The sequence below is a fragment of the Frigoribacterium sp. AP1 genome (assembly GCF_056680555.1).
The window spans coordinates 2,419,404-2,443,863 of record NZ_CM155288.1; the positions used below are offsets into that span (position 1 = coordinate 2,419,404).

General features: G+C 71.9%; 28 protein-coding genes, 2 tRNA genes and 1 riboswitch. Of the genes, 15 read left to right on the forward strand and 15 right to left on the reverse strand.

Annotated elements, in window-relative coordinates:
• Positions 1 to 69: 69 nt before the first annotated feature.
• The gene (locus AC1MBW_RS11550) at positions 70 to 1,674 is read right to left on the reverse strand and encodes a S8 family serine peptidase (protein ID WP_480024555.1); all 1,605 of its coding nucleotides are present in this window, start codon (positions 1,672 to 1,674) and stop codon (positions 70 to 72) included.
• A gap of 294 nt (positions 1,675 to 1,968) precedes the next feature.
• Between AC1MBW_RS11550 and AC1MBW_RS11555 the strand changes: the two genes are divergently transcribed.
• Entirely contained in the window at positions 1,969 to 2,928 is a 960-nt protein-coding gene (locus tag AC1MBW_RS11555) for an NAD-dependent epimerase/dehydratase family protein (protein WP_480024556.1), read from the forward strand.
• A gap of 62 nt (positions 2,929 to 2,990) precedes the next feature.
• Here the strand turns inward: AC1MBW_RS11555 and AC1MBW_RS11560 are convergent, their stop codons facing one another.
• The 4 genes from AC1MBW_RS11560 to AC1MBW_RS11575 all read right to left on the reverse strand — a co-directional run bounded on the left by AC1MBW_RS11560 (position 2,991) and on the right by AC1MBW_RS11575 (position 6,100).
• Positions 2,991 to 3,683, reverse strand: a complete 693-nt coding sequence (locus AC1MBW_RS11560; RefSeq protein ID WP_480024557.1) for a hypothetical protein — start codon at positions 3,681 to 3,683, stop codon at positions 2,991 to 2,993.
• A gap of 158 nt (positions 3,684 to 3,841) precedes the next feature.
• Positions 3,842 to 4,102: a hypothetical protein gene (locus tag AC1MBW_RS11565; protein WP_480024558.1), complete on the reverse strand. Its 261-nt coding sequence runs from the start codon at positions 4,100 to 4,102 to the stop codon at positions 3,842 to 3,844.
• A gap of 239 nt (positions 4,103 to 4,341) precedes the next feature.
• Positions 4,342 to 5,046: a hypothetical protein gene (locus tag AC1MBW_RS11570; RefSeq protein ID WP_480024559.1), complete on the reverse strand. Its 705-nt coding sequence runs from the start codon at positions 5,044 to 5,046 to the stop codon at positions 4,342 to 4,344.
• A 121-nt stretch (positions 5,047 to 5,167) separates the two neighbouring features.
• The gene (locus AC1MBW_RS11575) at positions 5,168 to 6,100 is read right to left on the reverse strand and encodes an alpha/beta fold hydrolase (protein ID WP_480024560.1); all 933 of its coding nucleotides are present in this window, start codon (positions 6,098 to 6,100) and stop codon (positions 5,168 to 5,170) included.
• Positions 6,101 to 6,375: 275 nt separating this feature from the next.
• On the opposite strand from AC1MBW_RS11575, the gene AC1MBW_RS11580 reads away from it, so the two are divergent.
• Positions 6,376 to 7,263, forward strand: coding sequence for an NAD-dependent epimerase/dehydratase family protein (locus tag AC1MBW_RS11580; RefSeq protein WP_480024561.1), 888 nt, complete (start codon positions 6,376 to 6,378; stop codon positions 7,261 to 7,263).
• Between the two features lie 13 nt (positions 7,264 to 7,276).
• On the opposite strand, the gene AC1MBW_RS11585 is transcribed toward AC1MBW_RS11580, so the two are convergent.
• Complete coding sequence (locus AC1MBW_RS11585; protein WP_480024562.1) at positions 7,277 to 8,008, reverse strand: alpha/beta fold hydrolase; 732 nt, start codon at positions 8,006 to 8,008, stop codon at positions 7,277 to 7,279.
• An 80-nt stretch (positions 8,009 to 8,088) separates the two neighbouring features.
• On the opposite strand from AC1MBW_RS11585, the gene AC1MBW_RS11590 reads away from it, so the two are divergent.
• Positions 8,089 to 8,529 (forward strand): hypothetical protein, encoded by a 441-nt coding sequence (locus AC1MBW_RS11590; protein ID WP_480026108.1) that lies wholly within the window; start codon positions 8,089 to 8,091, stop codon positions 8,527 to 8,529.
• A 4-nt stretch (positions 8,530 to 8,533) separates the two neighbouring features.
• Here the strand turns inward: AC1MBW_RS11590 and AC1MBW_RS11595 are convergent, their stop codons facing one another.
• Positions 8,534 to 8,932, reverse strand: coding sequence for a hypothetical protein (locus AC1MBW_RS11595; protein WP_480024563.1), 399 nt, complete (start codon positions 8,930 to 8,932; stop codon positions 8,534 to 8,536).
• Between the two features lie 74 nt (positions 8,933 to 9,006).
• Positions 9,007 to 9,115, forward strand: a riboswitch (TPP riboswitch).
• On the opposite strand from AC1MBW_RS11595, the gene AC1MBW_RS11600 reads away from it, so the two are divergent.
• The 4 genes from AC1MBW_RS11600 to AC1MBW_RS11615 all read left to right on the forward strand — a co-directional run bounded on the left by AC1MBW_RS11600 (position 9,111) and on the right by AC1MBW_RS11615 (position 12,695).
• Positions 9,111 to 9,773: an ECF transporter S component gene (locus AC1MBW_RS11600; RefSeq protein WP_480024564.1), complete on the forward strand. Its 663-nt coding sequence runs from the start codon at positions 9,111 to 9,113 to the stop codon at positions 9,771 to 9,773. It overlaps the preceding riboswitch by 5 nt.
• A gap of 24 nt (positions 9,774 to 9,797) precedes the next feature.
• Positions 9,798 to 11,309 carry an ABC transporter ATP-binding protein gene (locus AC1MBW_RS11605; RefSeq protein ID WP_480024565.1) on the forward strand — a complete coding sequence of 504 codons (1,512 nt, stop codon included), beginning with the start codon at positions 9,798 to 9,800 and terminating at the stop codon, positions 11,307 to 11,309.
• Positions 11,306 to 12,100 carry an energy-coupling factor transporter transmembrane component T family protein gene (locus tag AC1MBW_RS11610; protein ID WP_480024566.1) on the forward strand — a complete coding sequence of 265 codons (795 nt, stop codon included), beginning with the start codon at positions 11,306 to 11,308 and terminating at the stop codon, positions 12,098 to 12,100. The genes AC1MBW_RS11605 and AC1MBW_RS11610 overlap by 4 nt, the downstream gene beginning before the upstream one ends.
• Positions 12,093 to 12,695 carry a nucleoside/nucleotide kinase family protein gene (locus AC1MBW_RS11615; RefSeq protein ID WP_480024567.1) on the forward strand — a complete coding sequence of 201 codons (603 nt, stop codon included), beginning with the start codon at positions 12,093 to 12,095 and terminating at the stop codon, positions 12,693 to 12,695. Before AC1MBW_RS11610 ends, AC1MBW_RS11615 begins: the two co-directional genes overlap by 8 nt.
• Here AC1MBW_RS11615 and AC1MBW_RS11620 read toward each other — a convergent pair.
• The 5 genes from AC1MBW_RS11620 to AC1MBW_RS11640 all read right to left on the reverse strand — a co-directional run bounded on the left by AC1MBW_RS11620 (position 12,650) and on the right by AC1MBW_RS11640 (position 15,794).
• Positions 12,650 to 12,967: a metallopeptidase family protein gene (locus AC1MBW_RS11620; protein WP_480026109.1), complete on the reverse strand. Its 318-nt coding sequence runs from the start codon at positions 12,965 to 12,967 to the stop codon at positions 12,650 to 12,652. The genes AC1MBW_RS11615 and AC1MBW_RS11620 overlap by 46 nt on opposite strands.
• A gap of 296 nt (positions 12,968 to 13,263) precedes the next feature.
• Positions 13,264 to 13,336, reverse strand: a tRNA-His gene (locus AC1MBW_RS11625).
• A gap of 40 nt (positions 13,337 to 13,376) precedes the next feature.
• The gene (gene orn / locus AC1MBW_RS11630; RefSeq protein WP_480024568.1) at positions 13,377 to 13,997 is read right to left on the reverse strand and encodes an oligoribonuclease; all 621 of its coding nucleotides are present in this window, start codon (positions 13,995 to 13,997) and stop codon (positions 13,377 to 13,379) included.
• Positions 13,998 to 14,076: 79 nt separating this feature from the next.
• Entirely contained in the window at positions 14,077 to 15,336 is a 1,260-nt protein-coding gene (locus AC1MBW_RS11635; protein ID WP_480024569.1) for an MFS transporter, read from the reverse strand.
• The gene (locus tag AC1MBW_RS11640) at positions 15,333 to 15,794 is read right to left on the reverse strand and encodes a MarR family winged helix-turn-helix transcriptional regulator (RefSeq protein WP_480024570.1); all 462 of its coding nucleotides are present in this window, start codon (positions 15,792 to 15,794) and stop codon (positions 15,333 to 15,335) included. The genes AC1MBW_RS11635 and AC1MBW_RS11640 overlap by 4 nt, the downstream gene beginning before the upstream one ends.
• A 96-nt stretch (positions 15,795 to 15,890) precedes the next feature.
• Between AC1MBW_RS11640 and AC1MBW_RS11645 the strand changes: the two genes are divergently transcribed.
• From AC1MBW_RS11645 to AC1MBW_RS11665, 5 genes are all read left to right on the forward strand, one after another.
• A complete protein-coding gene (locus AC1MBW_RS11645) occupies positions 15,891 to 16,175 on the forward strand; it encodes a hypothetical protein (RefSeq protein ID WP_043597121.1) in 285 nt (94 codons plus the stop codon).
• Between the two features lie 84 nt (positions 16,176 to 16,259).
• Positions 16,260 to 16,520 carry a glutaredoxin family protein gene (locus tag AC1MBW_RS11650; RefSeq protein ID WP_480024571.1) on the forward strand — a complete coding sequence of 87 codons (261 nt, stop codon included), beginning with the start codon at positions 16,260 to 16,262 and terminating at the stop codon, positions 16,518 to 16,520.
• Between the two features lie 97 nt (positions 16,521 to 16,617).
• On the forward strand, positions 16,618 to 17,916 hold the full coding sequence (locus tag AC1MBW_RS11655) for a bifunctional glycosyltransferase family 2/GtrA family protein (protein ID WP_480024572.1): 1,299 nt from the start codon (positions 16,618 to 16,620) through the stop codon (positions 17,914 to 17,916).
• On the forward strand, positions 17,913 to 20,018 hold the full coding sequence (locus tag AC1MBW_RS11660) for a glycosyltransferase family 39 protein (RefSeq protein ID WP_480024573.1): 2,106 nt from the start codon (positions 17,913 to 17,915) through the stop codon (positions 20,016 to 20,018). The genes AC1MBW_RS11655 and AC1MBW_RS11660 overlap by 4 nt, the downstream gene beginning before the upstream one ends.
• 56 nt (positions 20,019 to 20,074) lie before the next feature.
• Positions 20,075 to 20,150 (forward strand) — tRNA-Arg (locus tag AC1MBW_RS11665).
• Between the two features lie 229 nt (positions 20,151 to 20,379).
• Here AC1MBW_RS11665 and AC1MBW_RS11670 read toward each other — a convergent pair.
• From AC1MBW_RS11670 to AC1MBW_RS11680, 3 genes are all read right to left on the reverse strand, one after another.
• The gene (locus AC1MBW_RS11670; protein ID WP_480024574.1) at positions 20,380 to 21,246 is read right to left on the reverse strand and encodes a hypothetical protein; all 867 of its coding nucleotides are present in this window, start codon (positions 21,244 to 21,246) and stop codon (positions 20,380 to 20,382) included.
• 102 nt (positions 21,247 to 21,348) lie between these two features.
• The gene (locus AC1MBW_RS11675; protein ID WP_235450949.1) at positions 21,349 to 21,645 is read right to left on the reverse strand and encodes a hypothetical protein; all 297 of its coding nucleotides are present in this window, start codon (positions 21,643 to 21,645) and stop codon (positions 21,349 to 21,351) included.
• A gap of 123 nt (positions 21,646 to 21,768) precedes the next feature.
• A complete protein-coding gene (locus AC1MBW_RS11680) occupies positions 21,769 to 22,788 on the reverse strand; it encodes an aldo/keto reductase (RefSeq protein WP_054145263.1) in 1,020 nt (339 codons plus the stop codon).
• A gap of 47 nt (positions 22,789 to 22,835) precedes the next feature.
• Here AC1MBW_RS11680 and msrA point away from each other — a divergent pair, with 47 nt between their 5' ends.
• From msrA to AC1MBW_RS11695, 3 genes are all read left to right on the forward strand, one after another.
• A complete protein-coding gene (gene msrA / locus AC1MBW_RS11685) occupies positions 22,836 to 23,363 on the forward strand; it encodes a peptide-methionine (S)-S-oxide reductase MsrA (protein ID WP_054145262.1) in 528 nt (175 codons plus the stop codon).
• Positions 23,364 to 23,419: 56 nt separating this feature from the next.
• Complete coding sequence (locus AC1MBW_RS11690; RefSeq protein ID WP_480024575.1) at positions 23,420 to 23,635, forward strand: methyltransferase; 216 nt, start codon at positions 23,420 to 23,422, stop codon at positions 23,633 to 23,635.
• 121 nt (positions 23,636 to 23,756) lie between these two features.
• Complete coding sequence (locus AC1MBW_RS11695) at positions 23,757 to 24,362, forward strand: single-stranded DNA-binding protein (protein ID WP_480024576.1); 606 nt, start codon at positions 23,757 to 23,759, stop codon at positions 24,360 to 24,362.
• Positions 24,363 to 24,460: the final 98 nt, after the last annotated feature.

The window sequence follows — 24,460 nt, forward strand, 5'->3', positions numbered from 1 at the left end:
GTCCGCGCGAGGACGGGACGCCCGCCGGGCCGCTCGGGCCGGTCGGACGCCCCGTCGGGGTGGCGCTCGCTACTTCGTGACGGCCGCCAGAGCGTCGACGATCCCCTCACCGAACCAGCCGTTGTCGGCCGGGGTACCCGTGCAGGTCGTCGTGCCGGTGGGGCACGGGGTGTCCGTCGCCTGCTGCTCGAGCAACCCGGTGAGGGCCGTGCCGCTGAGACGCGGGTGGGTGGACTTCAGCAGGGCCAGCACGCCGGCGACGTGCGGCGAGGCCATCGAGGTGCCCGATTTCGTGCCGTAGCCGCCGCCGGTCACGGTCGACAGGATCGCCGAACCGGGAGCCGCGACGTCGATGACGCCCTCGCCGTAGTTCGAGAAGCTCGACTTCGCCCCGGCCGAGGTGGTCGACGACACGGTGACGACGCCGTCGAGCTCGGTCGGGATGTCGAGGCAGCGCGAGTCGATCGGCCGGGACACCGGCGTGGTGTCGTTCGGGCTGGCGGTGTCGACCGTCTTGTTCGCGAGGTCGATCGACGAGTTGCCGGCCGCCGCCACGTTCACGATGCCCTTCTTCTGCGTGAACTGCACGGCGCGGTCCACGGCGGTCAGCACGGCCGCCTGGTCGACGTCCGAGCCGCACCAGAACTGCCACGGGTCGACGTAGTAGCTGTTGTTCGTGATGTCGGCGCCGGTCGCGGCGGCCTGCATGAAGCCGCAGATCGCGGCCTCGGGGTAGATGAAGCCGTCGTCGCTGACGACCTTGACGGCCGACATCGTCACGCCGGGGGCCACGCCGACGATGCCGACGCCGTTGCGGGCGGCGGCGATGGTGCCGGCCACGTGGGTGCCGTGGTCGCTCGTCGTGGGCTGCCAAGCGGCGTAGCTCGAGTCAGGCGTCCCGGTCAGGCAGCTCGCCGAGGCGGCCACGTCGATGTTCGGCTGCAGGTCGGGGTGGTCGCCCTCGATGCCCGAGTCGAGCACGGCCACGAGCACGTCGCGGCTGCCGTCGGTGACCTGGTGCGCCTGGTCGGCCTTGATCGCCGTGAGGTCCCACTGCTGGGCCTCGAGGGGGTCGGCGACGACGGTCGTGGCCTCTTCGAGTCGCTGCTCGGGCGAGGTCGCGGCCTTCGGCTTGCCGGGGTGTCCGGGGCCACCGGGCTCGCCGGGGCCACCGGGCTTGCCGGGACCGCCCGGGTGGCCGGGCCTGACGGGCTTGCCCGGGCCGGGGGCGGTCGTGCCGACGCCGTAGGTCGGGTCGCTCTCGGCGACCGCGGCGGTGCGGGTGGCTCCGGCCGACGAGACGGCCTTGTCGCCGCGCACCGAGGCGGAGAAGTTCGTGTTGCTCGACTGCGCCACGACCACGCCGAGATCGGTGTACGCGGCGATGACGCTGCCGCCGGAGGCGGCGACCGCACGCTCGACCTGCTTGGTCGCGCCCGGGTTCGCCTTCGTCGCGTTGACGACGTAGTTCATCACCGGTCCCTCGACGACCGGCAGTGTCGGCGCGGGGCCCGGCTTGCCGGGTGCGGCCGGTGCGGCCGGTGCGGACGCAGGAGGCGCGGCGACGGCGGCGCCGGAGCCCACGGCGACGAGTCCCAGGGTCAGGGACGCCGCGAGGCAGACGGTCGTCACGCGGCGGCGGGTGCCACGGGCGCGGGGGTCGGTGAAGGTCATGGTTCTCCTCGTCGGGTCGCGCGTACCGGGCGGGACGCGCGGAGGGGGTGACTCGTGGAGCGCCGTGCCCGGCGATCCGACGAGCCGCTGTGCTCCTCATAGGAAGTGTGAAGAAAACGGGGCCCGGGCACAGTGGGCACTTGGGGGGACGCCGGGCGACCCCCATGCGGGGTACACCGGTGTCCGGGGTGCGGGGTAGCGTCGGGCCATGTCCTCCGATGCCGTGCGCAGCGCTGCCACTCTTCCTCCCCGCCGTCCGCTCCAGGCCCTCTCGATCGTGTCGGGGGTCGCGTCGTGAAGGTCGTCGTCATCGGGTCCACCGGCCACGTCGGTGGCTTCCTCGTCCCGAGACTCGTCGAGGCCGGCCACGAGGTGGTCGCCGTCAGCCGCGGGGCCTCCGAGCCGTACCGGCAGCATGCGGCGTGGTCACGCGTGACGCGCCTCCTGCTCGACCGCGAGGCGGGCGACGCCGACGGCACCTTCGCGGGCGAGATCGCCGGGCTCGGGGCCGACGTCGTGATCGACATGATCTGCTTCACGGTCGCGTCGGCACGCCAGATGGTCGACGCCCTGCAGGGCACGGGCACCGTGTTGGTGCACTGCGGCACGGTCTGGGTGCACGGCCCGTCCCGTGAGGTGCCGATCACCGAAGAAGCCGAGCGCACCCCGTTCGGCGAGTACGGCACGCAGAAGGCCGCCATCGAAGAGCTGCTGCTCCGCGAGTCGCGGCGCCCGGGCGGAGTGCAGAGCATCGTGTTGCACCCGGGGCACATCACCGGTCCGGGCTGGCCGATGATCAACGCGGTCGGCAACCTCGACCTCTCCGTCTGGGAGGCCCTCGCCGCCGGCCGCGAGATCGCGATGCCCGGCCTCGGGCTCGAGACCGTCCACCACGTGCACGCCGACGACGTCGCGCAGGCCTTCCAGCTCGCCGCCGAGCGGCACTCGCAGGTGGTCGGCGAGGCGTTCCACGTCGTCAGCGAGCGAGCGGTCACGCTGCGCGGGCTCGCCGAGGCGATCGCGCGGCACTTCGGTCAGGAGGCGCGGCTGCGGTTCGTCTCGTGGGCCGAGTTCCGAGACCAGACGTCCGACGAGCACGGCGACGCGTCGTGGCAACACGCCTCGCGCAGCCACTCGATGAGCATCGAGAAGGCCCGCCGCCTGCTCGGCTACGCCCCGCGCTACACCTCGGTGCAGGCGGTCGTCGAGGGCCTCGAGTGGCTCGAGGCCGACGGGCAACTGACGCTGGGCTGACCCGGGCGTGTGCCGATGGGGGGTGGTCGTCCTTCGGGTCGCCTGCTCGCCGTCCGGCGAGGTCAGTCGTCCGGGGTCGTGTCCGAGCCGCCTTCTTCCTCGAGGACGATGTCGAGCCTGTCGGCGACCTCCCGTGCTCGCCTCTCTGCGTCCTCTGCCGTGCGCTCGATTCCGGGCAGGTCCTCCGGGCGGAAGAACCAGGTCGATCGGTCGCCGGGGGGCACCTCTCGTTCCCGGTCGGTGAGTTGCGCGTCGGCGCGGGCCTTCTCGAGGTCGGCCGCGGCGCGATCGCGCTCGTCGAAGGCTCGTGACGCGAGAACCACGTCCCGCGCGGGCAGGTCCGCCGCGGCCCCGGCGGCGACAACGGGATGGACCAGCACGGACGGCAGTGGAGTCGGGACGGGTGTGGCCGATGTCGTCCGCGAGACGATGACCGCGGTCACCGACGCGCCGATGACGAAAGACAGCGCGACGGCTGCGGCTGCTGCTCCGGACGAGAGGTGGATCGACGCGAGCCGGACCAGCGTCTCGGCTACGACGGCCAGGACGAGTCCACCGGCGATCGGGACGAGGCACCCGGTCGCCTCCTTCCGGCCACGGGCGGCGCGCGCCCGCGCATGGCTCGCGACGATCGTCGACGCGTCGGCCACGCTGTCCGGCGGTACGAGGTGCAGTCGATCCGGGCCCGTCCGGATCGCCGCGGCGTCGACGGCCGGCAGATGGAAGCAGTCGGGGCGGTCGGAGGAGAGCGGCACCGAGCCATCCTCCCGCGTCACGGCCGTGGGGCCGACTGGGTCGGGTGACCGGTGATCCTCGACAGCTCGTGCACTTCCACCGGAAGCACCACGATGCGACCGTCCGTGGTGAGAAGTGACAACGGTCCGGTGGGGCGAGGCGATCCGAGGGTCCGCCGTCAGCCGCGGTGGAGGAGGTGAGCCGTGACGGCGGCCTGCCACGAGTGGCCGTAGCGGGTCGTGCCGGCCGCGATGCGGACGACGAACGCCCCGGCCCGGTAGGTGAGTCGTCCGTGGCTGACGAGCTGCTCGCCGAAGCGCTCGGCGATCGACCACGTGTCCGACGACTCGAAGCTGATCGCCACGGGGAACCGTGAACGCGGCAGGTGCACCTCGACCGGGGCTGCTTCGGCATGGGTCGGGAGGCGCCCGAGGAGCATCGGGGGAGTCAGAGCTGAGGCGGGGTGGACCACGGAGTTCCGTTCGTCGGTCGGCGGTTGGGCCAGGGCAGAGGAAACCCCCTCCCGCACGAAGGCGGAAGGGGGGACCACCGGGATGACCGGCCCTCGAGGAGCGAGGGCCGGTGCGTCGTCACGGAGACGACCCGGGTTCCGGGTGACACCACGCCAGGCGCAGTGCGACCCGGGGGTCGGGCCGGCGGCAGCCGGCCCGACGGGTACTACTCCGTGGCGGCGGTGATCTTCGCGACGCCGACGAGCATCTCGTCCTGGACGGCGTCGGTCTTGAAGGTCTCGTTCAGCAGCGCGGCGGCGTCGGGGCTGATGTGGACGGTGGTGCCCTCGAGGACGGCGTTGGCGCCTTCCATCTGGATGGGCTTCAGGGTGCCACCCCAGAGGTTGAAGAGGTAGGCGTCCTCGGCGGCGACGGTGCCGTTGGCGGTGACGGTGCCGTAGAGCTTCGACTCGCCCGGGTCGATGCGGAAGTCGGTGAGTTCGACGACGGTGCCGTCGGCCGAGGTCAGCGACAGGCCGGAGCCGTCGTGGTCGATCTCGCCCTGGACGTAGGGGCGGACGTCGCTGTCGGGGCCGTAGTAGTCGACGTTGCCGCCGGTGATCGGGAACGAGAAGGTTCCGTCGGTGAAGGTCGCGGTGCCGACGACGCCGGGGGTCAGGCCGAGCGAGGTGATCGCGTCGACGAAGGACTGGTCGACGGCGACCTGGGTGTCGACACCGTTGCTGAGGTCGGCGATCGACGCGGCGGGCGTCGAGGCGGCCGACGGCTCGGACGAGGACGAGCTCGAGGACGACGTGTCGGAGGACGAACCGGAGTCCATCGAGCAGGCGGCGAGCGAGAAGACGAGGGCACCCGAGGCCACGAGGCCGAGCGTGGTCTTGGTGATGTTCTTGCGAGTGAAGGCGTTCATGGTGAAGCTCCTTGTCTGTTGGTCCCGGTGGGGATGTACAGGGTTCGCCACCGTCACCGAAATGGATTGGAACGCATCGACTTCGTTACCCCGCCGTGACCTTCACCCCTCCCGTGCTGCCTCAGCCGGCGAGGAACTCGTCGGTGTCGTCGGCGATCCGTGTCGACTGCGTGTGGTGCAGGTAGTGGTCTCCGTCGAGCGCGACGACCTGGCCGCGGTCGACACTCGCGGCCTGGCTCTCGTGCAGCTCGAGCCAGCCGTCGTCGTCGGTGCCGTCCTGCACCACGAAGAGGAGGACCGGCAGGTCCGCCGGGAACGTCCGCCCGCTGACCGACGCGAAGTTGCTCGCGGTGTGGTCCATCTCGTCGAGCAGGGTCGGTGCGTTCGAGTTCTTCGTCGTCAGGAGGCGCATCTGCTCTTTCGTGGCCTCGTCGTACGGCAGCCCCGCGTAGGTGTCGCCGGCGACGGCGGCCGCCACGCGGAGCAGACCGAGGTCTCGCAGGGCGACGAGCCCGTCGGTCGGCGTGGGGTCGTCCGCGCCGGGTTGGTCGGGGACGCTGCTGTCGATCCCGATGAACGCCGTGAGCTCGTTCGCGTAGAGCCGGCTGTACTCGAGGGCGTAGACACCCGAGATCGAGTGCCCCATGAGCGCGTAGCGGTCGATGCCGAGCTGGCGCAGTGCCTCGTGGACCTCGCCCGCGATGTTCTCCGCCGTGCGGGGGGAGTCGGTCTGGTCGCTGAGCCCGGTGCCGAACGGTTCGACGGCGACGACGCGGTGGGTGTCGTCGAGCTCGGAGATCAGCGGCCGGAAGTCCAGGCCCGGTGCAGCCGTCCCGAGGCCCGGCAGCAGGACGATCGTGTCCGGTCCGGACCCGCTGACGACGACGTTCATCTCTTTCCCGTCGACGGGGACGAGCTCGCCGTACGAGGTGATGGCGGCCAGCTCCGACCTCGTGGCGACGACGTTGACGATCGACGTGGTCGCCAGCGTCAGGACGGGCAGGGCCACCAGGGCACCGACGGTCCACAGGGTCGCCTTCAGGGATGTCCGCACGAGGTCCTCTCTCCGGGCGTTCCAGTCGGGTCCGAACGCTCCTCCGGAAGCACACCAGAGGGCGACGGCCTCGAGAAGTGCCGAGGCGTCACCACATCGTGTGACGGATGTCATCACCGGCCGTCCCCGCCCTCGCCGGCCGTCGACGTCTCGTCCTGAGCGCCGTCGCGCGTCTCCTCAGGGGGCCGAGCGCGCCTCCTGGGGGCTGCGAGGCGTAGCGTCGTCCGGGTGGATGCTCCGGCCCTCGGCGCATCCCTCGATCGAGGGAGCGCGTCATGAAGGTCGTCATCACGGGATCACGCGGCAAGGTCGGACGTGCCGCCGTCCGCCGGTTCGTCGAGGCCGGGCACGACGTCCTCGGCGTCGACCTCGTCCGGCCCGTCTTCGACACGGGCGTCGACGAGCCGGGCCGGTACGTGATGGGTGACCTGACCGACGCGGGGACCGCCTTCTCGGTCGTCGCGGGGGCCGACGTCGTCGTCCACGTCGCGGCCATCCCTCAGCCCACCGCGCATCCGGCCCATGTCGTCTTCCAGACCAACCTGATGTCCACGTTCAACCTGGTCGAGGCGGCCGTGCGGTTCGGCGTGCCCCGCTTCGTCAACGTGTCGAGCGAGAGCATCGTGGGCAACTTCTTCCCCGAACGGCCCTTCCTGCCCGACTACGTGCCGGTCGACGAGGAACACCCCCTGCACCCGCAGGACCCCTACGCGCTCTCGAAGACGTTCGGCGAACAGCTGATGGACGCCGCCGTCCGCCGCTCCGACCTGCGCGCGATCTCGATCCGTCCGAGCACGGTGCACGACGAGAGCAACTACGAGGCCAACCTCGGCCCCCAGGTGCGCGAGGCCGACCCCGAGAGTGCGAACTTCGGCAGCTACATCGACGCCGACGACCTCGCCGACGCGCTCCTGCTGGCCGCCGAGTCCGACCTGCCGGGTCACGAGGTCTTCTACATCGCCGCAGCTGACAACGCCGGCGGCCACGACTTCGCCGCCACCCTGCGCGAACACCACGGCGACCGCATCGAGCTGCGCGAGCTCGACCGGGTCGACGCATCGGGCATCTCGACCGCCAAGGCCGGCCGCTTGCTCGGCTGGACGGCGAGGCGATCGTGGCGAGACCACCTCGACGCCGACGGTCACGCCCTGCCCAAGGCCTGACCGACCGCGGAACTCAGAGCAGCTCGGCCAGCAGGGCGAAGGTGCGGTCCGGTGCCTCGAGCTGCATGTCGTGGTGCACGCCCGGCAGGCGGCGGATCTGCCAGCCGGCCTGCTGGTAGCCCGACACGAGCCGTTCCGGCAGGACGGCGGGGGAGTCGTCGGACAGCACGATGACCGAGGGCACCGCGGGCGCCGTCGTCGCGACCGGGTGGAAGGCCACGTCGCGGAACACGCCCGTTGCCATGCCCGAGTCGAACCGGGCACGGGCCTGATCCGAGGAGGCGCGGGTCGCGTCGTCGTACCCCGCGCGCAGTCGCGCGCCCTTCCGCGCCTGGGCGAGGGCCGCGACGCCCATCGTCACGGTCGGCACGGCCCAGAACAACCGTCCGGCGAGGCCCGTCGTCGGCAGGGCCAGTGAGAACCCCGGGTCGAGGTAGACGGCCGTCCGAGGCTGCAGCCGCTCGACGGCGCGGACGAGCACCGAGCCACCGAGCGAGTGCCCGACGACACCGTGCAGGCCCCGGGGCAGGGCCGAGGCGACGTCGTCCGCGAACTCGTCGAGCCGGTACGACGACGCCCGGTCGCTCTCGCCGTGACCCCGCAGGTCGAGGGTGGTGACCGTGTACGAACCGGTCGCGACGAACCGGTCGACGATCGGCTTCCAGGTCGCGCCGTCGGCGCCGAGCCCGTGGACGAGGGCGACGTGGCGGGCGCCGTCGCCGGTGGTCGTGAGGTTCAGGTGCATGACGACCATCCTGCCTGTCACCATGGGGCGTACGCCGGCCCGACCGAGCCGACGCACGCACGCACGAGAAGGGCATGATCATGGCCGACGCCGGGTTCAGCAAAGAAGAGAAGGCCGCCATGAAGCAGCGCGCCGCCGAGCTGCGGGCCGAGGCGAAGCGCCAGAAGCTCGCCGACAAGTCGGCCGCCGAGGCGCAGGACGCCGCGGACGCCATCGCGGCCATGACCGACGTCGAGCGGCCGATCGCCCGGATGGTGCACGAGGTCGTCGCCGAGCACGCCCCGAACCTCGCCCCCAAGACCTGGTACGGCTTCCCCGCCTACGCGAAGGAGGACGGCAAGGCCGTCGTCTTCTTCCAACCGGGCGCCAAGTTCGGCACGCGCTACTCGACGCTCGGCTTCCAAGACGGCGCCCAGCTGGACGACGGCACCCTCTGGCCCACCTCGTATGCCGTGACCAGCGACGACGACGCGACCCGCGCCTCCGTGGCCGCGCTCGTCCGGAAGGCCGCCGGGCTCTGACGCGTCAGTACGCGTCGGCCGACAGGGCGATCAGCAGGTAGGCGAACGGAGCGGCGACGGCGATGAGCACCGCCAGGGTGACGGCGGTGATGGGCAGACCCTTCAGGCGCTGGCGCAGGGCGAGGGACACCACGCCGACGACGACGGTCACGACCGCGAGGACCCAGCACAGGACCGACGCCACCGTCGCGACGCCGAAGGCCTGGATGCCGTAGGCCGCCGCGTCACCGCGGTAGGAGTGGATCATCGGCTGGAGGACCACGAAGGGAACGACCCCGGTGACGACGACGAGCGCCACCGAGGTGATCGGCAGGACGAGCCGGGCGGGGTGGTGTCGTCGCGCCGGAGTCGGGGCCGGCGGGGGAGCCGGAGGCGCGGGCGGTGCGACGGGAGGTCGACTCATCCCGCCACGATAGGCGCCTCGACAGGTCGTCGGAGGCGCGGCCACGCCGGCCGGGGTCGGCGCTATGATCGACCCCACAACACACGGGAGTCCGGTGAGCCGGGCTGAGAGGAAGCGAACCACGCTTCGACCGTCGAACCTGATCTGGGTCATGCCAGCGCAGGGAGGAGAAGAACAGATGTCCACGTCCACGCCCGAAAACCGTTCCACGGCGGCTCGCGACAGCTCGACCGGCTTCACGCCGAAGGCCCGCACCACCCCCACCCGGCGCTGGCGCGTCGTCGACATCGTGGTCGCCAGCGTCATCGGGGTCGCCGCCGGCGTCGTCTTCTGGGCCTGGGGCCTGGCCTACACACCCATCGACAGCGTCCTGAGCTTCTCGGGCGGCTTCGAGGGCATCCTCAACGGCGGCTGGCTCTTCGCCGGGGTGCTCGGCGGCATCGTGATCCGCAAGCCCGGTGCCGCCGTCTACACCGAGGTCGTCGCGGCGGTCGTCTCGATGCTGATCGGCACCCAGTGGGGCTTCTCGGTGCTCATCTGGGGCATCGTCCAGGGCCTGGGCGCCGAGATCGTGCTCGCGGTCTTCCTCTACAAGTCGTGGCGGATCGGCACGGTGCTGCTCGCCGGTGCCGTCGCCGGCCTCGCCGTCGGCCTGATGGACACGAGCTTCGCCTCGGCGGCCGCCTACGCCGCCGGGTCGAAGACGATCTACGTCGTCACCTCGGTCGTCTCGGGCACCGTCCTCGCCGGCCTGATCTCGTGGCTCGCCGCCCGCGGCCTCGCCCGGACGGGTGCGCTGTCGCGGTTCGCCTCGGGACGCTCGGCGGACGCCCGGGTCTAGGCGCGCCTCCTCGTGGTCCTTCCCGTGAGCGGAGCGAGCGGCGGACGTCGGGCACCCGAGGACGGTGCCCGCGTCACCGCCCGTGGCTGGGGCTGGCGACACGCCGGCCGACGACTGCCCGCCGTCTCGCAGCTCGACCTCGACGTCGCCCCCGGCGAGCGCGTCCTGCTGCTCGGTGCGTCCGGCGCGGGCAAGTCGACCTTGCTCGCCGGTCTCGCCGGGGTGCTGGGCGGCGACGACGAGGGCGACGAGGCCGGCGACCTGCTGGTGGACGGCCGAACCCCCGCCGAGCAGCGCGGCCGGGTCGGCCTCGTGCTCCAGGACCCCGACTCGCAGGTCGTCCTCGCGCGGGTGGGCGACGACGTCGCCTTCGGCTGCGAGAACCTGGGCGTGCCCCGCGACGAGATCTGGCGCCGCGTCGGGCACGCCCTCGCCGCCGTGGGACTCGACTTGCCGCTGTCCGCGTCGACCTCCGAGCTGAGCGGCGGCCAGAAGCAGCGGCTCGCACTCGCCGGGGCCCTCGCCATGCAGCCGGGCCTGCTGCTCCTCGACGAGCCGACGGCCAACCTCGACCCCGAAGGCGTCGTCGAGGTGCGTGACGCCGTGGCCCGCGTCGTCGCCGACTCCGGGGCGACGCTCGTCGTCGTCGAGCACCGGGTGTCGGTCTGGCTGCCCGTCGTCGACCGCGTCGTCGTGCTCGACGCCGGTGGGGGAGTCCTGGCCGACGGTCGACCCGACGACGTGTTGCGCGCCGAACGTGACCGCCTCGTCGACGCGGGGGTGTGGGTCCCCGGCGCCGCGCCTCCTGCGCCCGTCCGGTCGCGTACCACCGGTGACCTGCTGCTCACGGCGAGCGGACTCGACGTGGGGCACAAGGGGCCCGAGGGTCGCGCGGTCGCGGCGGGCATCGACCTCACCGTCACCGCGGGGCGCGCGCTCGCGGTGACCGGCACGAACGGCTCGGGCAAGTCGACGCTCGCCCTCACCGTCGCGGGGCTGCTCGCCCCCGTCGCGGGTGCCCTCGAGGCCACGCCGTCGTTCGCCGACGGGGCCGGCCCGTCCCCGATCCGCTGGAAGCCCCGACAGCTGCTCACCCGCGTCGGCACGGTCTTCCAGGACCCCGAGCACCAGTTCCTGACGGCGACCGTCCGTCGCGAGCTGGCGGTGGGTCCGGAGGCGCTGGGCGCGTCCCCGAGAGAGGTCGCGTCGCGCGTCGACCTCCTCCTCGACCGGCTGCGGCTCGACCACCTCGCCGGCGCGAACCCGTTCACGCTCTCGGGCGGTGAGAAGCGACGGCTCTCGGTCGCGACCGTCCTCGCGTCACGCCCCTCGATGCTCGTTCTCGACGAACCGACCTTCGGGCAGGACGCCCGCACCTGGCGAGAACTCGTGACCCTGCTCGCCGAGCTGCTCGACGAGGGCCGGGCGGTCGTCGCCGTCACCCACGACGCCGAGTTCGCGTCGACCCTCGCCGACGACGTGCTCGACCTGAGCGCACACGCCCGCCGCACCGACCCCGCCGAGGTGCGCCGATGAGCGTCCTCACCCCGGTCGTGGCGACCGGCGTGGTCGGGCGCGTCAACCCGGTCGCCAAGCTCCTCGCCGCCGTCGTGCTCGCGATCGCCCTGCTGCTGTCGATCGACTGGGTCTCGGCCGGCACCGCGCTGCTGCTCGAGGCCCTGCTGCTGCCCTTCGCCGGTCTGTCCGCCCGGCAGCTGCTCGCCCGCACGGCACCGCTCTGGATCGCCGCCCCGACGTCGGTCGTCGCCATCGCCCTCTACGGGCGCGACGGAGGCGCGTCGGTGGTCGAGTGGGGGTTCCTCTCGGTGACCGAGGGGTCGCTGGCCCTCGCCGGGGCGATCGGCCTGCGCATCCTCGCCGTCGGGGTGCCCGGCATCGTGCTGTTCGCGACGACCGACCCGACCGACCTCGCCGACGGTCTCGGTCAGGTGCTGCGACTGCCGGCACGCTTCGTGCTGGGGGGCCTCGCCGGGTTGCGTCTGGTCGGGCTGTTCATGGACGACTGGCGGCAGCTCGCCCTGGCCCGTCGCGCCCGGGGCGTCGCGGACTCGGGTGGTCCGGTCGGGGCCCTCAGGCGTTTCGGGCAACAGGCGTTCTCGTTGCTGGTGCTGTCGGTCCGGCGCGGCAGCAAGCTCGCCACCGCCATGGAGGCCAAGGGTTTCGGCAGCGACACCCCGCGCACCTGGGCGCGTCCGTCGTCGTTCGGGCTGCGCGACGGCGTGCTCGTCGCCCTCGGCGTCGTCATCGCCGCCACGTCGGTGACCGCGGCCGTCCTGGCCGGCACGTGGGAGTTCGTCCTTGCCTGAGCGGGTCGCCGTCGACGACGCCGTCGGGGCCCTGCTGCGCCGAGCCGAGGAGGCGCGGGTCGGGTCGCGTCGCGTGGTCGTGGTGATCGACGGCCGCTCGGGTTCGGGCAAGACCACGCTCGGCCGTGCGGTGGCCGCCGCGTGGCCCGTCGACCGGCTCGGACCCGTGCGCCTGGTGCACCTCGACGACGTCTACCCGGGGTGGCACGGCCTCGAGGCGGCGTCCCGCGTGGTCGAGACGTCCATCTTGTCGCCGGTCGCCCCGGGATGGCGGCGGTGGGACTGGGAGCACGACCGCGCGGCGGCGTGGGAGGTGCTCGACCCGACCGTCTCGCTGATCGTCGAAGGGGCCGGGGCGTTGACCCGCGCCTCCTCGTCGCTCGTGGACGTCCGCGTGTGGCTGGAGCTCGACGCCGTGGCCCGGCGTGCTCGTGCCATGGCCCGCGACGGGACGACGTACGAGCCGTGGTGGGACGTGTGGGCCGAACAGGAGGACGCCCACCTGGTCTCGGAGGACCCGGCCTCGCTGGCGGACGTGGTGGTGGAGGGTCAGGCCCAGCCGAGCTCGTGTAGTTGCTCGTCGTCGATGCCGTAGAAGTGGGCGATCTCGTGGACGAGCGTGACGTGGATCTCGTCCGCGAGCTGGTCGAGGTCGTCGACGGCGGCGAGGTGCGGTTCGCGGTAGAGGATGACGCGGTCGGGTAGCTCGCCGAAGCCGTACTGGCCACGTTCGGTGAGGGCGACGCCGTCGTAGAGGCCGAGCAGGTCGAGCGTGCCGTCTTCGGGGCGGTCTTCCGTGACGAAGACGACGTTGTCGAGCCCGTCGACCATGTCGTCGGGCAGCAGATCGAGCTGGTCGACCACCATCGCGTCGAACGCCTCCGCGCTCACCTCCGACGGGTCGATGCCCGCTGCCTGCCGTTCGTCGTCCACGTCACCACCCTCCCACGCCGACGCCCCGGCCCCCAGAGTCGACGAGCGAAGCGACTTCTCCCTCGCGATGTCTCGACCGTGACGAGCGAAGCGATGTCCTGACCCGCGACCGTGACGAGCCAAGCGATGTCTTGACCTGCGACGTCGGGGATGCGCTCGCGCATCCACGACCAGAAGGCGCCAGAGCCCGAAAAATCCCCTGCCCATCGGAGGGCAGGGGATTCCATTCGGGTGAGTAACGGGGCTTGAACCCGCGGCCTCCTAGACCACAACCAGGCGCTCTACCAGCTGAGCTATACCCACCATGCGCGACCGCCGAAGCGATCGCAACGAGAAGACTCTACTACAGCCTGGGGGCCCATTCGTCCACGACGGCCTTCGAGATCGCTTGGACGTCGTCGGTGGTGGGGCCGGGGTCGGCGACGAAGCCGGCACGACGGTAGTACTCGAGTTCGCGGATGGACTCGAGGATGTCGGCGAGGGCGCGGTGGCCGCCGTGCTTCTGGGGGGCGTTGAAGTACACGCGGGGGAACCAGCGGCGGGCCAGTTCTTTGATGGACGACACGTCGACGCTGCGGTAGTGCAGGTGGCCGTCGACGCGGGGCATGTATTTCGCGAGGAAGGCCCGGTCGGTGCCGATGGTGTTGCCGGCGAGGGGGGCGTGCTGCTCGGTGGGGACGTACTTGAGGATGTACTCCAGCACCTCGAACTCGGCTTCGGCGAGGCTGACGCCGTTCGGGATCTCGTCGATGAGGCCCGACGAGCGGTGCATCTCGGTGACGAACTCGCCCATGTTGTCGAGGGCGGACTGGTCGGGTCTGATGACGATCGTGAAGCCAGGGTGGACGGGCGTCAGGTCGAAGTCGGTCACGACCACGGCCACTTCGACCAGTTCGTCGACCGAGAGGTCGAGCCCGGTCATCTCGCAGTCGATCCAGACCAGTCGGTCGTTGCTCGTAGCCATTCCGCGAGTCTAGTCCGGTGCCCTTCCGGCACCGCGCCTCCTGCCCCCGGACCCGTGTAGGAGGCGCGGTCCGGGTCGGTCAGATCGCCTCGCCGGCTCCGATGGCCTCGGCCTCGACGCGAGCCGGTTCGGGGCCGTCGTCGACCCGGCGCAGGGCGCCGCGCGCGGCCACCACGACGACGAAGGCGACGGCGACGCTCGCGGCGGCGAAGACGTAGGCGGCGCTCGGGGCGATCGTGTCGGCGAGCAGGGTGGCGACGGGCGGGGCGACGGCGCCGCCGAGGAAGCGCACGCCCGAGTAGGCGCTGGACGCGACCGAGCGGGGCAGGTCGGTGGCCTCCATGACGGACTCGGTCAGCACGGTGTTGAGCACGCCGAGCACGAGGCCGCCGACGACGACGCAGACCACGAGCGCGGCCGGCGTCCCGACGACGACCGCGGCGGCGACGAGGTCGAGCGCGAGCAGGGGGAGGGCGATGCGCAGCACGGTCGTCCGGCGCAGGCGTGCGGTCAGCAGCGGGGCGACCCAGACGGAGGTGATCGCGAGGCCGACTCCCCAGCCGAAGAAGGTGAAGCCGATGCCGAGCGCGCCGAAGCCGAGCGGGTAGGGCGTGTAGGCGAGCAGGACGAAGAAGCCGATGTTGTAGAAGAGGGCGGTCGCGGCGAGGGCGCCGAGCGCCGGGTTGCCCAGGGCGCGGAACGGTGCAGAGAGCGCTGTCGGCGTGGGTTTCGCCATGGCGTCGCCCTTCAGGAAGAGCGCGATCGCGATGAAGGCGATCGCCATCAACGTGGTGACACCGAAGAACGGGCCGCGCCAGCTGACCGAGCCGAGCAGGCCGCCGATCAGCGGGCCGATGGCGATGCCGAGGCCGAGTGCCGCCTCGTAGAGGATGATCGCCGAGGCCGTTCCGCCGGACGCCGCCCCGACGATGGTCGCGAGCGCGGTCGAGATGAACAGGGCGTTGCCGAGCCCCCAGCCGGCACGGAAGCCGATGATCGACCAGACGTCGCCGCTGGTGGCGGCGAGCAGGGCGAAGACGACGATCAGGGCCAGCCCGATCAGCAGGGTGCGCTTGGCGCCGAGTCGGCTCGACACCCAGCTGGTGAAGAACATCGCGACGCCCGTGACGGCGAGGTAGCTGGTGAAGAGCAGCTCGGTCTGCGTCGGGCTGGCCTTCAGCGACTCCGCGATGGCGGGGAGGATCGGGTCGACGAGGCCGATGCCCATGAAGGCGACGACGCAGGCGAAGGCGATGGCCCACACGGCGGTCGGCTGCTTCAGGATGCTCGGCTTCGGTTCGGGCGTGGTGCGGGCGGAGGCGGAGGCGGGCGCGCTCACGCGAACACCGCCTCGGTGTCGGCGCGGACGTCGGCACGGGTGCCGACCCGCGAGGCCAGCAGGCGGGTCGCGTGCTCGAGCACGGCCCACTCGTCGTCGTCGAGGTCGGCGAACAGGCCGCCGAGCGAGTCGGCGAGTTGCCCCCGCCATTCGGTGAGGGCCGCCGTGCCCTTGTCGGTGATGGCGATCAGCCAGGCCCGGGAGTCGTCGGTGTCGGCGATGCGCTTCACCAGCTCGTCGTCGGTGAGCCCTCGCACGAGCTTGGTCATGGTCGGCTGTGAGACGCGGCTTGCCCGGGCGAGGTCGCCGACGCGCAGCTCGCCGTCGGTCGTCAGGATCGAGAGCGTCCGCCAGACGGCGGGTGAGGTGGTGCGGCCGGTCTCCTGCGCGGCGATGCGCGTCAGGCGATGGGTCGACGTCAGGAGTGATTCCAGGATGTCGGACGGCTGGGAAGTCATCCGCCAAGTGTATAGCCCAGCTATATAGCTCGGCTATCTGTTTCCGGCGAAGGGAAGCTGGGCGCCGACTCCGCGCCTCCTGGTAGACCTGTGGGCATGACAGACAGCAAGCCCACCGTGGCCGAGGGTTCCGAGTACGTCGTCTTCTTCGACGGTGGTCCGAGCGACGGCTCCACCGACACCCGCATCAGCACCGACGGTTCGTACGACGAGCAGATCACCGACTTCGTGTTGATCGACGGCATGGAGACCGGCATCGTCTACACCGCCACCGAGGCGAAGATGGTCGGCGAGCAGCTGCAGGTGCACTACTCCCTCGACGCGAAGGACAGCGACCCGGTCGACGACCCGGAAGACCGCAACGACGACCGCGACAACTGACGTCCGCGGCTCCGGCCGCGACCACGCACGAGACCGCAGGAGGCGCGGGGGAAGTTTCCCCCGCGCCTCCTCGTTGTCCCCGGCATGATGCTCGAGCTGTACACGTCCGCCTTCTGCGGTCCCTGCCACGCGGCCAGGGCGGTCGTGGCCGAGGCGGGCGCGCTCGTGCCCTCCCTCGTCGTCGACGAGGCCGACGTCGCGGCCCGGCCGGAGGCTGCCGAACGGCGTGACGTCCGCAGCACGCCGACCATCGTGATCACACGGGACGACGGCGAGGTCGTGTTCCGCTCGCCGGGAGTGCCGACGCTGGACCGCCTGCTCGGGGCCCTGTCCCTCGCGATCTGATCGCGGCGCACCCGTCATCGAAGGCTCATAGGATCTCTGCGGCGTCGCCATCGACTGGTGCGAGGCCGCTGATGGGGTGGCGACCGATCGTGGTCCCATGCCTGACACCGACATCCTGCGTCTCGACATCGTGGTGCCCGTCTTCGACGAGGTCGCCACCCTCGAGGCCAGCATCACGAGCCTCCATGACCATCTGAACCGCCACGTCACCGAGACCTGGCGCATCACCGTGGCCGACAACGCCAGCACCGACGGCACGTCGGCCCTCGCCGACGACCTCGCCCGACGCCTGCCGGGCGTGACCGCCGTCCACCTCGCCGAGAAGGGCCGAGGCCGTGCCCTCAAGCAGGTCTGGGCGGCCTCGCCCGCCGACGTGCTGGTCTACCTCGACGAGGACCTCTCCACCGACCTCTCGGCGCTCGGCCCGCTCGTCGCACCGTTGCTCTCCGGCCACTCCGACCTCGCGATCGGCACGCGGCTGAGCCGGTCGTCGCGGGTCGTGCGCGGCGGCAAGCGGGAGTTCGTCTCGCGCAGCTACAACTTCCTGCTGCGTCGCACGATGGGGGTCGGGTTCAGCGACGCCCAGTGCGGCTTCAAGGCGATCCGGCGCGAGGCCGCCGCGCGACTGCTGCCCCTCGTCGAGGACACCGGGTGGTTCTTCGACACCGAACTGCTGATCCTCGCCGAGCGCTCGGGTCTGCGCATCCACGAGGTCCCCGTCGACTGGATCGACGACCCCGACAGCTCGGTCGACATCGTCTCCACGGCCGCCGCCGACCTCCGGGGGATGCTGCGGGTGGGCTCGGGCATCGCCCGGGGCACGATCCCCGTCCAGGCCGTGTACGACGCGATCGGGAGGCGTCCGTTCGAGCCGCCCGCGCCTCCGACGTTCTTCGCGCAGGTCGTGCGGTTCGGCGTCGTCGGGGTCGCCTCGACCGCCGCGTACGCGCTGCTCTACCTCGTCGCGCAGCAGGTGGTGCCGGCCCAGGCGGCGAACTCCGTGTCGTTGCTCGTGACGGCCGTGGTCAACACGGCCGCCAACCGGCGGTTCACGTTCGGGGTGAGGGGAGCGTCGGGCGTGGCGCGACACCAGCTGCAAGGGCTGATGGTCTTCGCGCTCGCCTGGGTGCTGACCTCGGGGTCCCTCGTCGTGCTGCACGCCGCGGCGCCCGCGGCAGGAGCCCAGGCCGAGCTGCTCGTGTTGACGGCCGCGAACCTCGCCGCGACCGTGCTGCGCTTCGTGCTGTTGCGCGTCTGGGTGTTCCGGTCGGAGGCGACGCACGTCACGCTGGGACCGGCCGACGAGCGGGTCGGTGCCACCGACCCCGTGTCCGACCTCACCACCCGCTTCGCCGCCGTGGCCGGCGACGACGACGTCACGGCGGTCCGTCGATGAGCGCCGGGACGACGCCGGTGCTGCTGAGCGACCGACGCTCGCCGTCCGGCTCGGCCGGCCCGCGCCTCCGTTCGCTCGCTCGCCGTCTGGTGCGCGGGCGCGAGGACGCGGCACGGTGGGAGCGTCCGGCGTTCCTCGCGCTGCTGGTCGCCACGGGTGCGTTCTACCTGGTGAACCTGTCGGCGAACGGCTGGGCGAACTCGTTCTACTCGGCCGCGGTGCAGGCCGGTTCGCAGAACTGGGAGGCCTTCCTCTACGGCTCCTCCGACGCTGCGAACTCGATCACGGTCGACAAGCCGCCCGCGAGCCTGTGGGTCATGGCGCTGTCGGTCCGGGTGTTCGGGCTGTCGTCGTTCAGCATCCTGCTGCCCGAGGCCCTGATGGGCGTCGCGACCGTCGGCCTCGTCTGGGCCACGGTGCGGCGGCACTTCTCGGCCGTCGCCGCGTTCGTCGCCGGCGGAGTCCTCGCGCTGACCCCGGTCGCCGTGTTGATGTTCCGCTTCAACAACCCCGACGCGCTGCTCGTGTTGCTGCTGACCCTCGCCACGTACCTGACCCTGCGCGGCGTCGAGACGGGCCGCATCCGCTGGGTCGTCTGGGCCGGCGTGGCGATCGGCTTCGGCTTCCTGACCAAGCAGCTGCAGGCGTTCGTCATCCTGCCCGTGCTGGCCGGGGTGTACCTCGTCGCGGCGCCCGTCCTGCTGCGCAAGCGGGTGCTGCACCTGCTGGCCGCGCTCGGTGCGGTCGTGGTGTCGGCCGGCTGGTGGGTCGCCCTCGTCGAGCTGGTGCCCGCGAGCATGCGGCCGTACGTCGGTGGCTCGCAGACGAACTCGTTCCTCGAGTTGACCTTCGGCTACAACGGCCTCGGACGGCTCACGGGCGACGAGACGGGCAGCGTGACGGGCGGGGGCGGTGGCACCGGCGCGGCCACGACAGGCATGTGGGGCGAGACCGGCATCACCCGGCTCTTCACGGGCGAGTTCGGAGGCCAGATCACCTGGCTGCTTCCCGCCGCCCTCGTGATCGGCGTCTCGGCACTCGTGCTGCTCGGCAGGCGACACCGGACCTCGGCCCGTCGGGCGACCCTGCTGCTGTTCGGTGGCTGGACGGTGCTGACAGCCCTCGTCTTCAGCTTCATGTCCGGCATCTTCCACGCGTACTACACGGTGGCCCTCGCCCCGGCCGTGGCGGTCACCCTCGGGGCCGCGGCCGACGTGCTGTGGCGGCGACGGGCCCGGCTGTGGGTGCGGATCGTGCTGGCGGTGTCGGCTCTGCTCACGGGGGTCTGGGCCTGGGTGCTGCTCGGACGGGCTGAGGACTGGCACCCGTGGCTCCGGTACGTCGTCGTCGCGCTCGCCGTGGTGGGCGCCGTGCTCGTGCTGCTGCCGCGAAGGGGTCGGGCGCTCACGGCGGCGACGCTCGCCGTGCTGGTCACGGGCGGCCTGCTGGCTCCGGCGGCCTACTCGGTCGAGACCGTGTCGACCGCCCACACCGGCTCGATCGTCACGGCCGGGCCGACCGTCTCGGGTGGCACGGGCGGGTTCGGCGGTGGCGGCGCAGGCGGGTTCGGCGGTGGCGGCGGTGCCGCGGGTGGCGGGCCCGGCGGTACGGCTGGCGGCACGCCCCCGCAGCTGCCGGGCGGCACCGGCAGGGGAGCGGGCACCGGCACCGGAGCGGGAACCGCAGGAGGCGCGGGTACGGCCACGCGAGGATTCCCCGGTGGCGGGGGCGGAGCCGGCTCGCTGCTCGGCTCGGGCTCGGTCAGCGACGAGCTCGCCGCCCTGGTCGGCGCGGACGCGGACCGGTACACCTGGGTCGCCGCGGCCGTCGGGTCGAACACCGCGGCGGGCTACCAGCTCGCGACCGGCGACCCGGTCATGGCGGCCGGCGGGTTCAACGGCAGCGACCCGTCACCGACCCTGGAACAGTTCGAGCAGTACGTCACCGACGGACAGATCCACTGGTTCGTCGGGGGGACCGTCGGGCAGTCGAACGGCGGCAGCTCGTCCTCCAGCGAGATCGCGGCGTGGGTCGAGGCGAACTTCAGCCCGACCGAGGTCGACGGGGTCACGCTGTACGACCTGACCAGCCCGCTGGGTTGACCGACGCCGTGCCCGACCCGGCTCGCCGGGCCGGGCACGGTATCGTGGACGGGTCCGCCCCCGTAGCTCAGCGGATAGAGCAGGAGCCTTCTAATCTCTTGGTCGCAGGTTCGATTCCTGCCGGGGGCACCACACCACCGATGATCCACGCGGTGCTTCTCATCTCTTGGTCGCAGGTTCACTGTGTTGATGACGCTGGCTGCCGGGGGCACCACGCCACCGATGATCCACGCGGTGCTTCTCAGCTCTTGGTCGCAGGTTCACTGTGTTGATGACGCTGGCTGCCGGGGGCACCACGCCACACCCCCTCAACGACGACGCGCCCCCGACCTCGGTCGGGGGCGCGTCGTCGTCCACGTGGTCAGTCGTCCGCGGGTTCGGGTGCCGTGCGGCGGCGGACCTGGCTCGCACTGACCGGCTGCTCGTAGCGCTCGTCGTCCATCGGGTCGTCGCGGGTGTCGTCGTGGGACGCATCACCCGACGTGACGGCCGGTGCCTCGGGCGCGGACACCGGCGACGGTCCGGCCAGCGGGGCGGGAGCCGTGGGTGCTCGGTAGGCCTCGTCGCCACCCCGGACCGGGGCATCGTCGAGGGCCGCGGGGCGGAGCGCTGCCGAGGGTGCGGCACCCGAGGGTGCGGAGGCCTCGGTGCGTCGCTTCTCGGTCACCGCCGCGGCGCGCTGCTCGGCCTCCCAGGCCTTCTGCTTCGCGGCCGTGTCGCGGTCGACGTCGGCTTCTTCGTACTTCCAGCGGGCGAGATCGTCGCGGAACAGCTTCTTTGCCCGCCCGGGGCGGTCCTGCCACTCGACGAGGCGGTCGCGGAGTTCACCCAGCGTCTGCTCGGACTGGAAGCTGAAGGACGCCGAGTTGCGCTTGATCTCGGCCAGTTCGTGCGCGGCCCAGTCGGCGGCGAGGGTGCTGCCGGTCGCGGGCAGCAGCCGCAGGCGGACGTCGGCTTCGTGGCCGAGGTGATCGGCGTAGGTGCGCTCCTCGACCCCGAGCGAGCTGTAGACGGCACCCTTGCGGGCCGCCGAGACGAGGGCCGCGACCGCCGCCGCTTTCGCCTCGTCCTCGTGCAACGACACGACCCGTCGCGTGCTCGCGCGGCCGATGAGAGCTGCGACGACGCCGGCCACGACGATGGCGACGAAGGGGATCACCGCGTCGGTGACGACGCGCCACCCGTTGTCGGAAGAGAGCCATTCGACGAAACCGTTCCACCACTGCATGGGGCGAACACTACAGCCGAGGTCGAAGGTTGCGCGGCTGCGACATGCTGGCGAGCCCACCGTCGGGCAGGCCGTCACGGCCCCTGGGGGGCGTCATCGGGATCAGGCGAACCGGAAGCAGTCGGTGGCGTCGTCTCGACTCCAGAACTCGCCGATCTCGACGAATCGACGCTGACGGGGGAGGAACCGTTTGGCTCGGTACCGATCACCCTGAGGGTCGTCGAAGCGCTCGACGTAGCCCACGATCTCGCCACCGGGTCGGGTCACCCGTGCGAGGTCGTCGTGCACCTGGACGAGCTGCAGGCCGCCCCGGGTCGAGCGCAAGGCGGGGAGGGGAACGCCTGCGTGAGCGTGCGGGGCAGGTGGGACGATCGCGTGGTCGAGGGTGCTGCTGGTCATGAGGTGCTCCTGAGGTCATCCGGCCGATGCTGTCGAGAACACCCCTGACGGTAGGGGTGACCACCGACATCGAGGTCGGACGCCTCGGAGGGCGCGGTGCCCGACCGGCACCGCGCCGTCCCGTCAGCGACCGGTTCCGTCGACCGCCAGCGGCTCGATCGCCGCGAGCTCGTCCTCGGTGAGCTCCGCACCGTGGAGCGCGTCCAGGCTGTCGTCCAGCTGGGCCACCGACGAGGCGCCGATGAGGGCGCTGGTCACGGCGGGTTGGCGCAGCACCCAGGTGAGCGAGAGCTGCGCGAGCGACTGGCCCCGCGCCTCCGCGATCTCGTTCAGGCCGCGGACGCGCGAGAGGTAGGTCTCGTCGAAGGCGTCCTCGGAGAACCAGCGGCCCTCGGCCGCGCGCGAGCCCGCAGGAGCGCTGCCCGAGAGGTAGCGGTTCGTCAGGAGGCCCCCGGCCAGCGGCGAGAACACGATCGAGCCGACGCCCCGGGTCAGCAGGGTGTCGAAGAGCCCTCGCTCGGGCCGGCGGTCGAACATGTTGTACCGCGGCTGGTGGATCAGCAACGGCACGCCCTCGGCCGCCAGGGCGTCGATCGCGGCCTCGGTCTGCGCCGGGTCGTAGTTCGAGATGCCGGCGTAGAGCGCTTTGCCCTGCCGGACGGCCGTCGCGAGCGCCCCCATCGTCTCGTCGATCGGGGTCTCGGGGTCGGGGCGGTGCGAGTAGAAGATGTCGACGTGGTCCATGCCGAGCCGCCCGAGGCTGGCCTCGAGCGAGTTCAGCAGGTACTTGCGCGACCCCCCGTCGCCGTACGGCCCGGGGGTCATGTCGTAGCCCGCCTTGGACGAGACCACGATCTCGTCACGGTAGGGGCGCAGGTTCGCCGCGGCGATGCGGCCGAACTGCTCTTCCGCCGAACCGTAGGGCGGGCCGTAGTTGTTCGCCAGGTCGAAGTGGGTGACCCCGCGGTCGAAGGCGCGGAGCACGATGTCGCGCTGGGTCTCGAGTCCGCGGTCCGAACCGAAGTTGTTCCAGAAGCCCAGCGAGATGCGGGGCAGCTTGAGCCCGCTGCGGCCCGTGCGGACGTAGTCGAGTCGTGAGTACCGTGCGTCGTCGGCGACGTAGGGCGTGAAGGGTGATCTCATGCGGTCAGCCTAGGGCGGGGCCCGGACACGGGAGTAGGTTCACGGGCATGACGACATTCGTTCTCGCCGGCGGTTGCTTCTGGTGCCTCGACGCGGTCTACCGCACCCTCGACGGCGTCACCGAGGTGGTCTCGGGCTACACCGGCGGAGACACCGTGCAGCCGAGCTACGACGACGTGTGCACCGGCCGCACGGGGCACGCCGAGGCCGTCGCGGTCACCTTCGACCCCGAGAAGCTCCCCGCCGACGTCGTCCTCGACGTCTTCTTCACCCTGCACGACCCGCGTCAGCTGAACCGGCAGGGCGCGGACGTCGGCACCCAGTACCGTTCGGCGATGTTCCCCGCCGACGACGAGCAGGAGGCGCTCTTCGAGGCGGCCCGCGATCGTGCCTCCGAGGCCTGGGACGGCGGTGTCGTCACGACGATCGAGCCGCTGCCCACCTGGTACGACGCCGAGGAGCACCACCAGGACTTCTTCGCCAAGAACCCCGGCCAGGGCTACTGCACGGCCGTCGCTCTGCCGAAGGTCACGAAGATCCGCAAGTCGTACGCGAAGTACGTGCTCGCCTCGTAGACGGGCCGCGCCGACCGGCGCGACCGACCGAGAGAAGAGGAAAGGGGCGCTCGACGATGAGTGACCAGAACACCTTGCACCGACAGACCTGGGTGGCCGTGGGCCCGGCAGGCGCGGTCGGCACCATCCTGCGGACCGACGACGGCTTCGCCGTGCGCGTGTCCGCGAAGGGGGCCGACGGCGGCGTCTATCCGACCCTGGCCGTGGCCAAGAGCGCCCTGTTCGCGGCGTTGGGGCCGGGCGCCGACTACCCCGAGTTCCGCGAACACTGAGGCTCGGTCGTCGACGGACGACCTTCTGTCGCGTCGTCCCCCGGGCGGCCCCAGCGGTTCTTCTCCACAAGGAGGCGCGGGTGCCGTCCCGGGGGCGTCCCGCCTTCGCGAGACTCCCGTCATGACAGACACCATCACCCTCACAGGGATCATCGCGACCGACCCCCGGGCCCTCGTCACGCAGACCGGCCTCTCCATCTCGAGCTTCCGGCTCGCCTCGTCGCAGCGGCGCTACGACCGTGTCAAGGGCGAGTGGGTCGACGGCGAGACGAACTGGTACACCGTCACGGCCTTCCGCCAGCTCGCCGACAACGTCCTGGCCAGCCTCCGCAAGGGGCAGCGGGTCGTCGTCACCGGGCGCGTCCGCATCCGCTCGTGGGAGTCCGGCGAGCGCAGCGGCATGACGGTCGAGGTCGACGCCGACGCGATCGGGCACGACCTCGTCTGGGGCAGGTCGACCTTCGAACGGCGGGTCGCGTCCGCCCCGACCGCCGCGCCGGTGGTGCCGTCGTCCGTGGGTGGCGACGATCCGGCCGCGACCCCCGACCAGGGCGGGTCTGCACCCGAGACGGAGGGCGACGGCGGGGCCGGTCACGGAGGCCCCTCGGACGCTTCCGCGTCGGATGCGTCCTCGTCGGACCCCGACCGGGCGGCGGTCCCGGACGACGGTGCCGACTGGGGTGCCCCACCGACCGTCGGCGCCGACGAGGTGCTGGCGCCGTTCTGACCACCCGGGCGCTCCCGTGCTCCCGGCCCGCGGGTCGGCACGCCGTAGACTCGACACGGCTCGCCGACCCGCGGCCGCCACCCGCGACGAAGGGCACC

Coding starts and splice junctions, on each gene's coding strand:
- AC1MBW_RS11550 (WP_480024555.1), bottom strand. CDS start 1,674: ATGACCTTCACCGACCCCCGCGCCCGTGGCACCCGCCGCCGCGTGACG.
- AC1MBW_RS11565 (WP_480024558.1), bottom strand. CDS start 4,102: ATGCTCCTCGGGCGCCTCCCGACCCATGCCGAAGCAGCCCCGGTCGAG.
- AC1MBW_RS11570 (WP_480024559.1), bottom strand. CDS start 5,046: ATGAACGCCTTCACTCGCAAGAACATCACCAAGACCACGCTCGGCCTC.
- AC1MBW_RS11580 (WP_480024561.1), top strand. CDS start 6,376: ATGAAGGTCGTCATCACGGGATCACGCGGCAAGGTCGGACGTGCCGCC.
- AC1MBW_RS11585 (WP_480024562.1), bottom strand. CDS start 8,008: ATGCACCTGAACCTCACGACCACCGGCGACGGCGCCCGCCACGTCGCC.
- AC1MBW_RS11590 (WP_480026108.1), top strand. CDS start 8,089: ATGGCCGACGCCGGGTTCAGCAAAGAAGAGAAGGCCGCCATGAAGCAG.
- AC1MBW_RS11595 (WP_480024563.1), bottom strand. CDS start 8,932: ATGAGTCGACCTCCCGTCGCACCGCCCGCGCCTCCGGCTCCCCCGCCG.
- AC1MBW_RS11600 (WP_480024564.1), top strand. CDS start 9,111: ATGTCCACGTCCACGCCCGAAAACCGTTCCACGGCGGCTCGCGACAGC.
- AC1MBW_RS11610 (WP_480024566.1), top strand. CDS start 11,306: ATGAGCGTCCTCACCCCGGTCGTGGCGACCGGCGTGGTCGGGCGCGTC.
- AC1MBW_RS11620 (WP_480026109.1), bottom strand. CDS start 12,967: ATGGTGGTCGACCAGCTCGATCTGCTGCCCGACGACATGGTCGACGGG.
- orn (WP_480024568.1), bottom strand. CDS start 13,997: ATGGCTACGAGCAACGACCGACTGGTCTGGATCGACTGCGAGATGACC.
- AC1MBW_RS11640 (WP_480024570.1), bottom strand. CDS start 15,794: ATGACTTCCCAGCCGTCCGACATCCTGGAATCACTCCTGACGTCGACC.
- AC1MBW_RS11645 (WP_043597121.1), top strand. CDS start 15,891: ATGACAGACAGCAAGCCCACCGTGGCCGAGGGTTCCGAGTACGTCGTC.
- AC1MBW_RS11650 (WP_480024571.1), top strand. CDS start 16,260: ATGATGCTCGAGCTGTACACGTCCGCCTTCTGCGGTCCCTGCCACGCG.
- AC1MBW_RS11655 (WP_480024572.1), top strand. CDS start 16,618: ATGCCTGACACCGACATCCTGCGTCTCGACATCGTGGTGCCCGTCTTC.
- AC1MBW_RS11660 (WP_480024573.1), top strand. CDS start 17,913: ATGAGCGCCGGGACGACGCCGGTGCTGCTGAGCGACCGACGCTCGCCG.
- AC1MBW_RS11670 (WP_480024574.1), bottom strand. CDS start 21,246: ATGCAGTGGTGGAACGGTTTCGTCGAATGGCTCTCTTCCGACAACGGG.
- AC1MBW_RS11675 (WP_235450949.1), bottom strand. CDS start 21,645: ATGACCAGCAGCACCCTCGACCACGCGATCGTCCCACCTGCCCCGCAC.
- AC1MBW_RS11680 (WP_054145263.1), bottom strand. CDS start 22,788: ATGAGATCACCCTTCACGCCCTACGTCGCCGACGACGCACGGTACTCA.
- msrA (WP_054145262.1), top strand. CDS start 22,836: ATGACGACATTCGTTCTCGCCGGCGGTTGCTTCTGGTGCCTCGACGCG.
- AC1MBW_RS11690 (WP_480024575.1), top strand. CDS start 23,420: ATGAGTGACCAGAACACCTTGCACCGACAGACCTGGGTGGCCGTGGGC.
- AC1MBW_RS11695 (WP_480024576.1), top strand. CDS start 23,757: ATGACAGACACCATCACCCTCACAGGGATCATCGCGACCGACCCCCGG.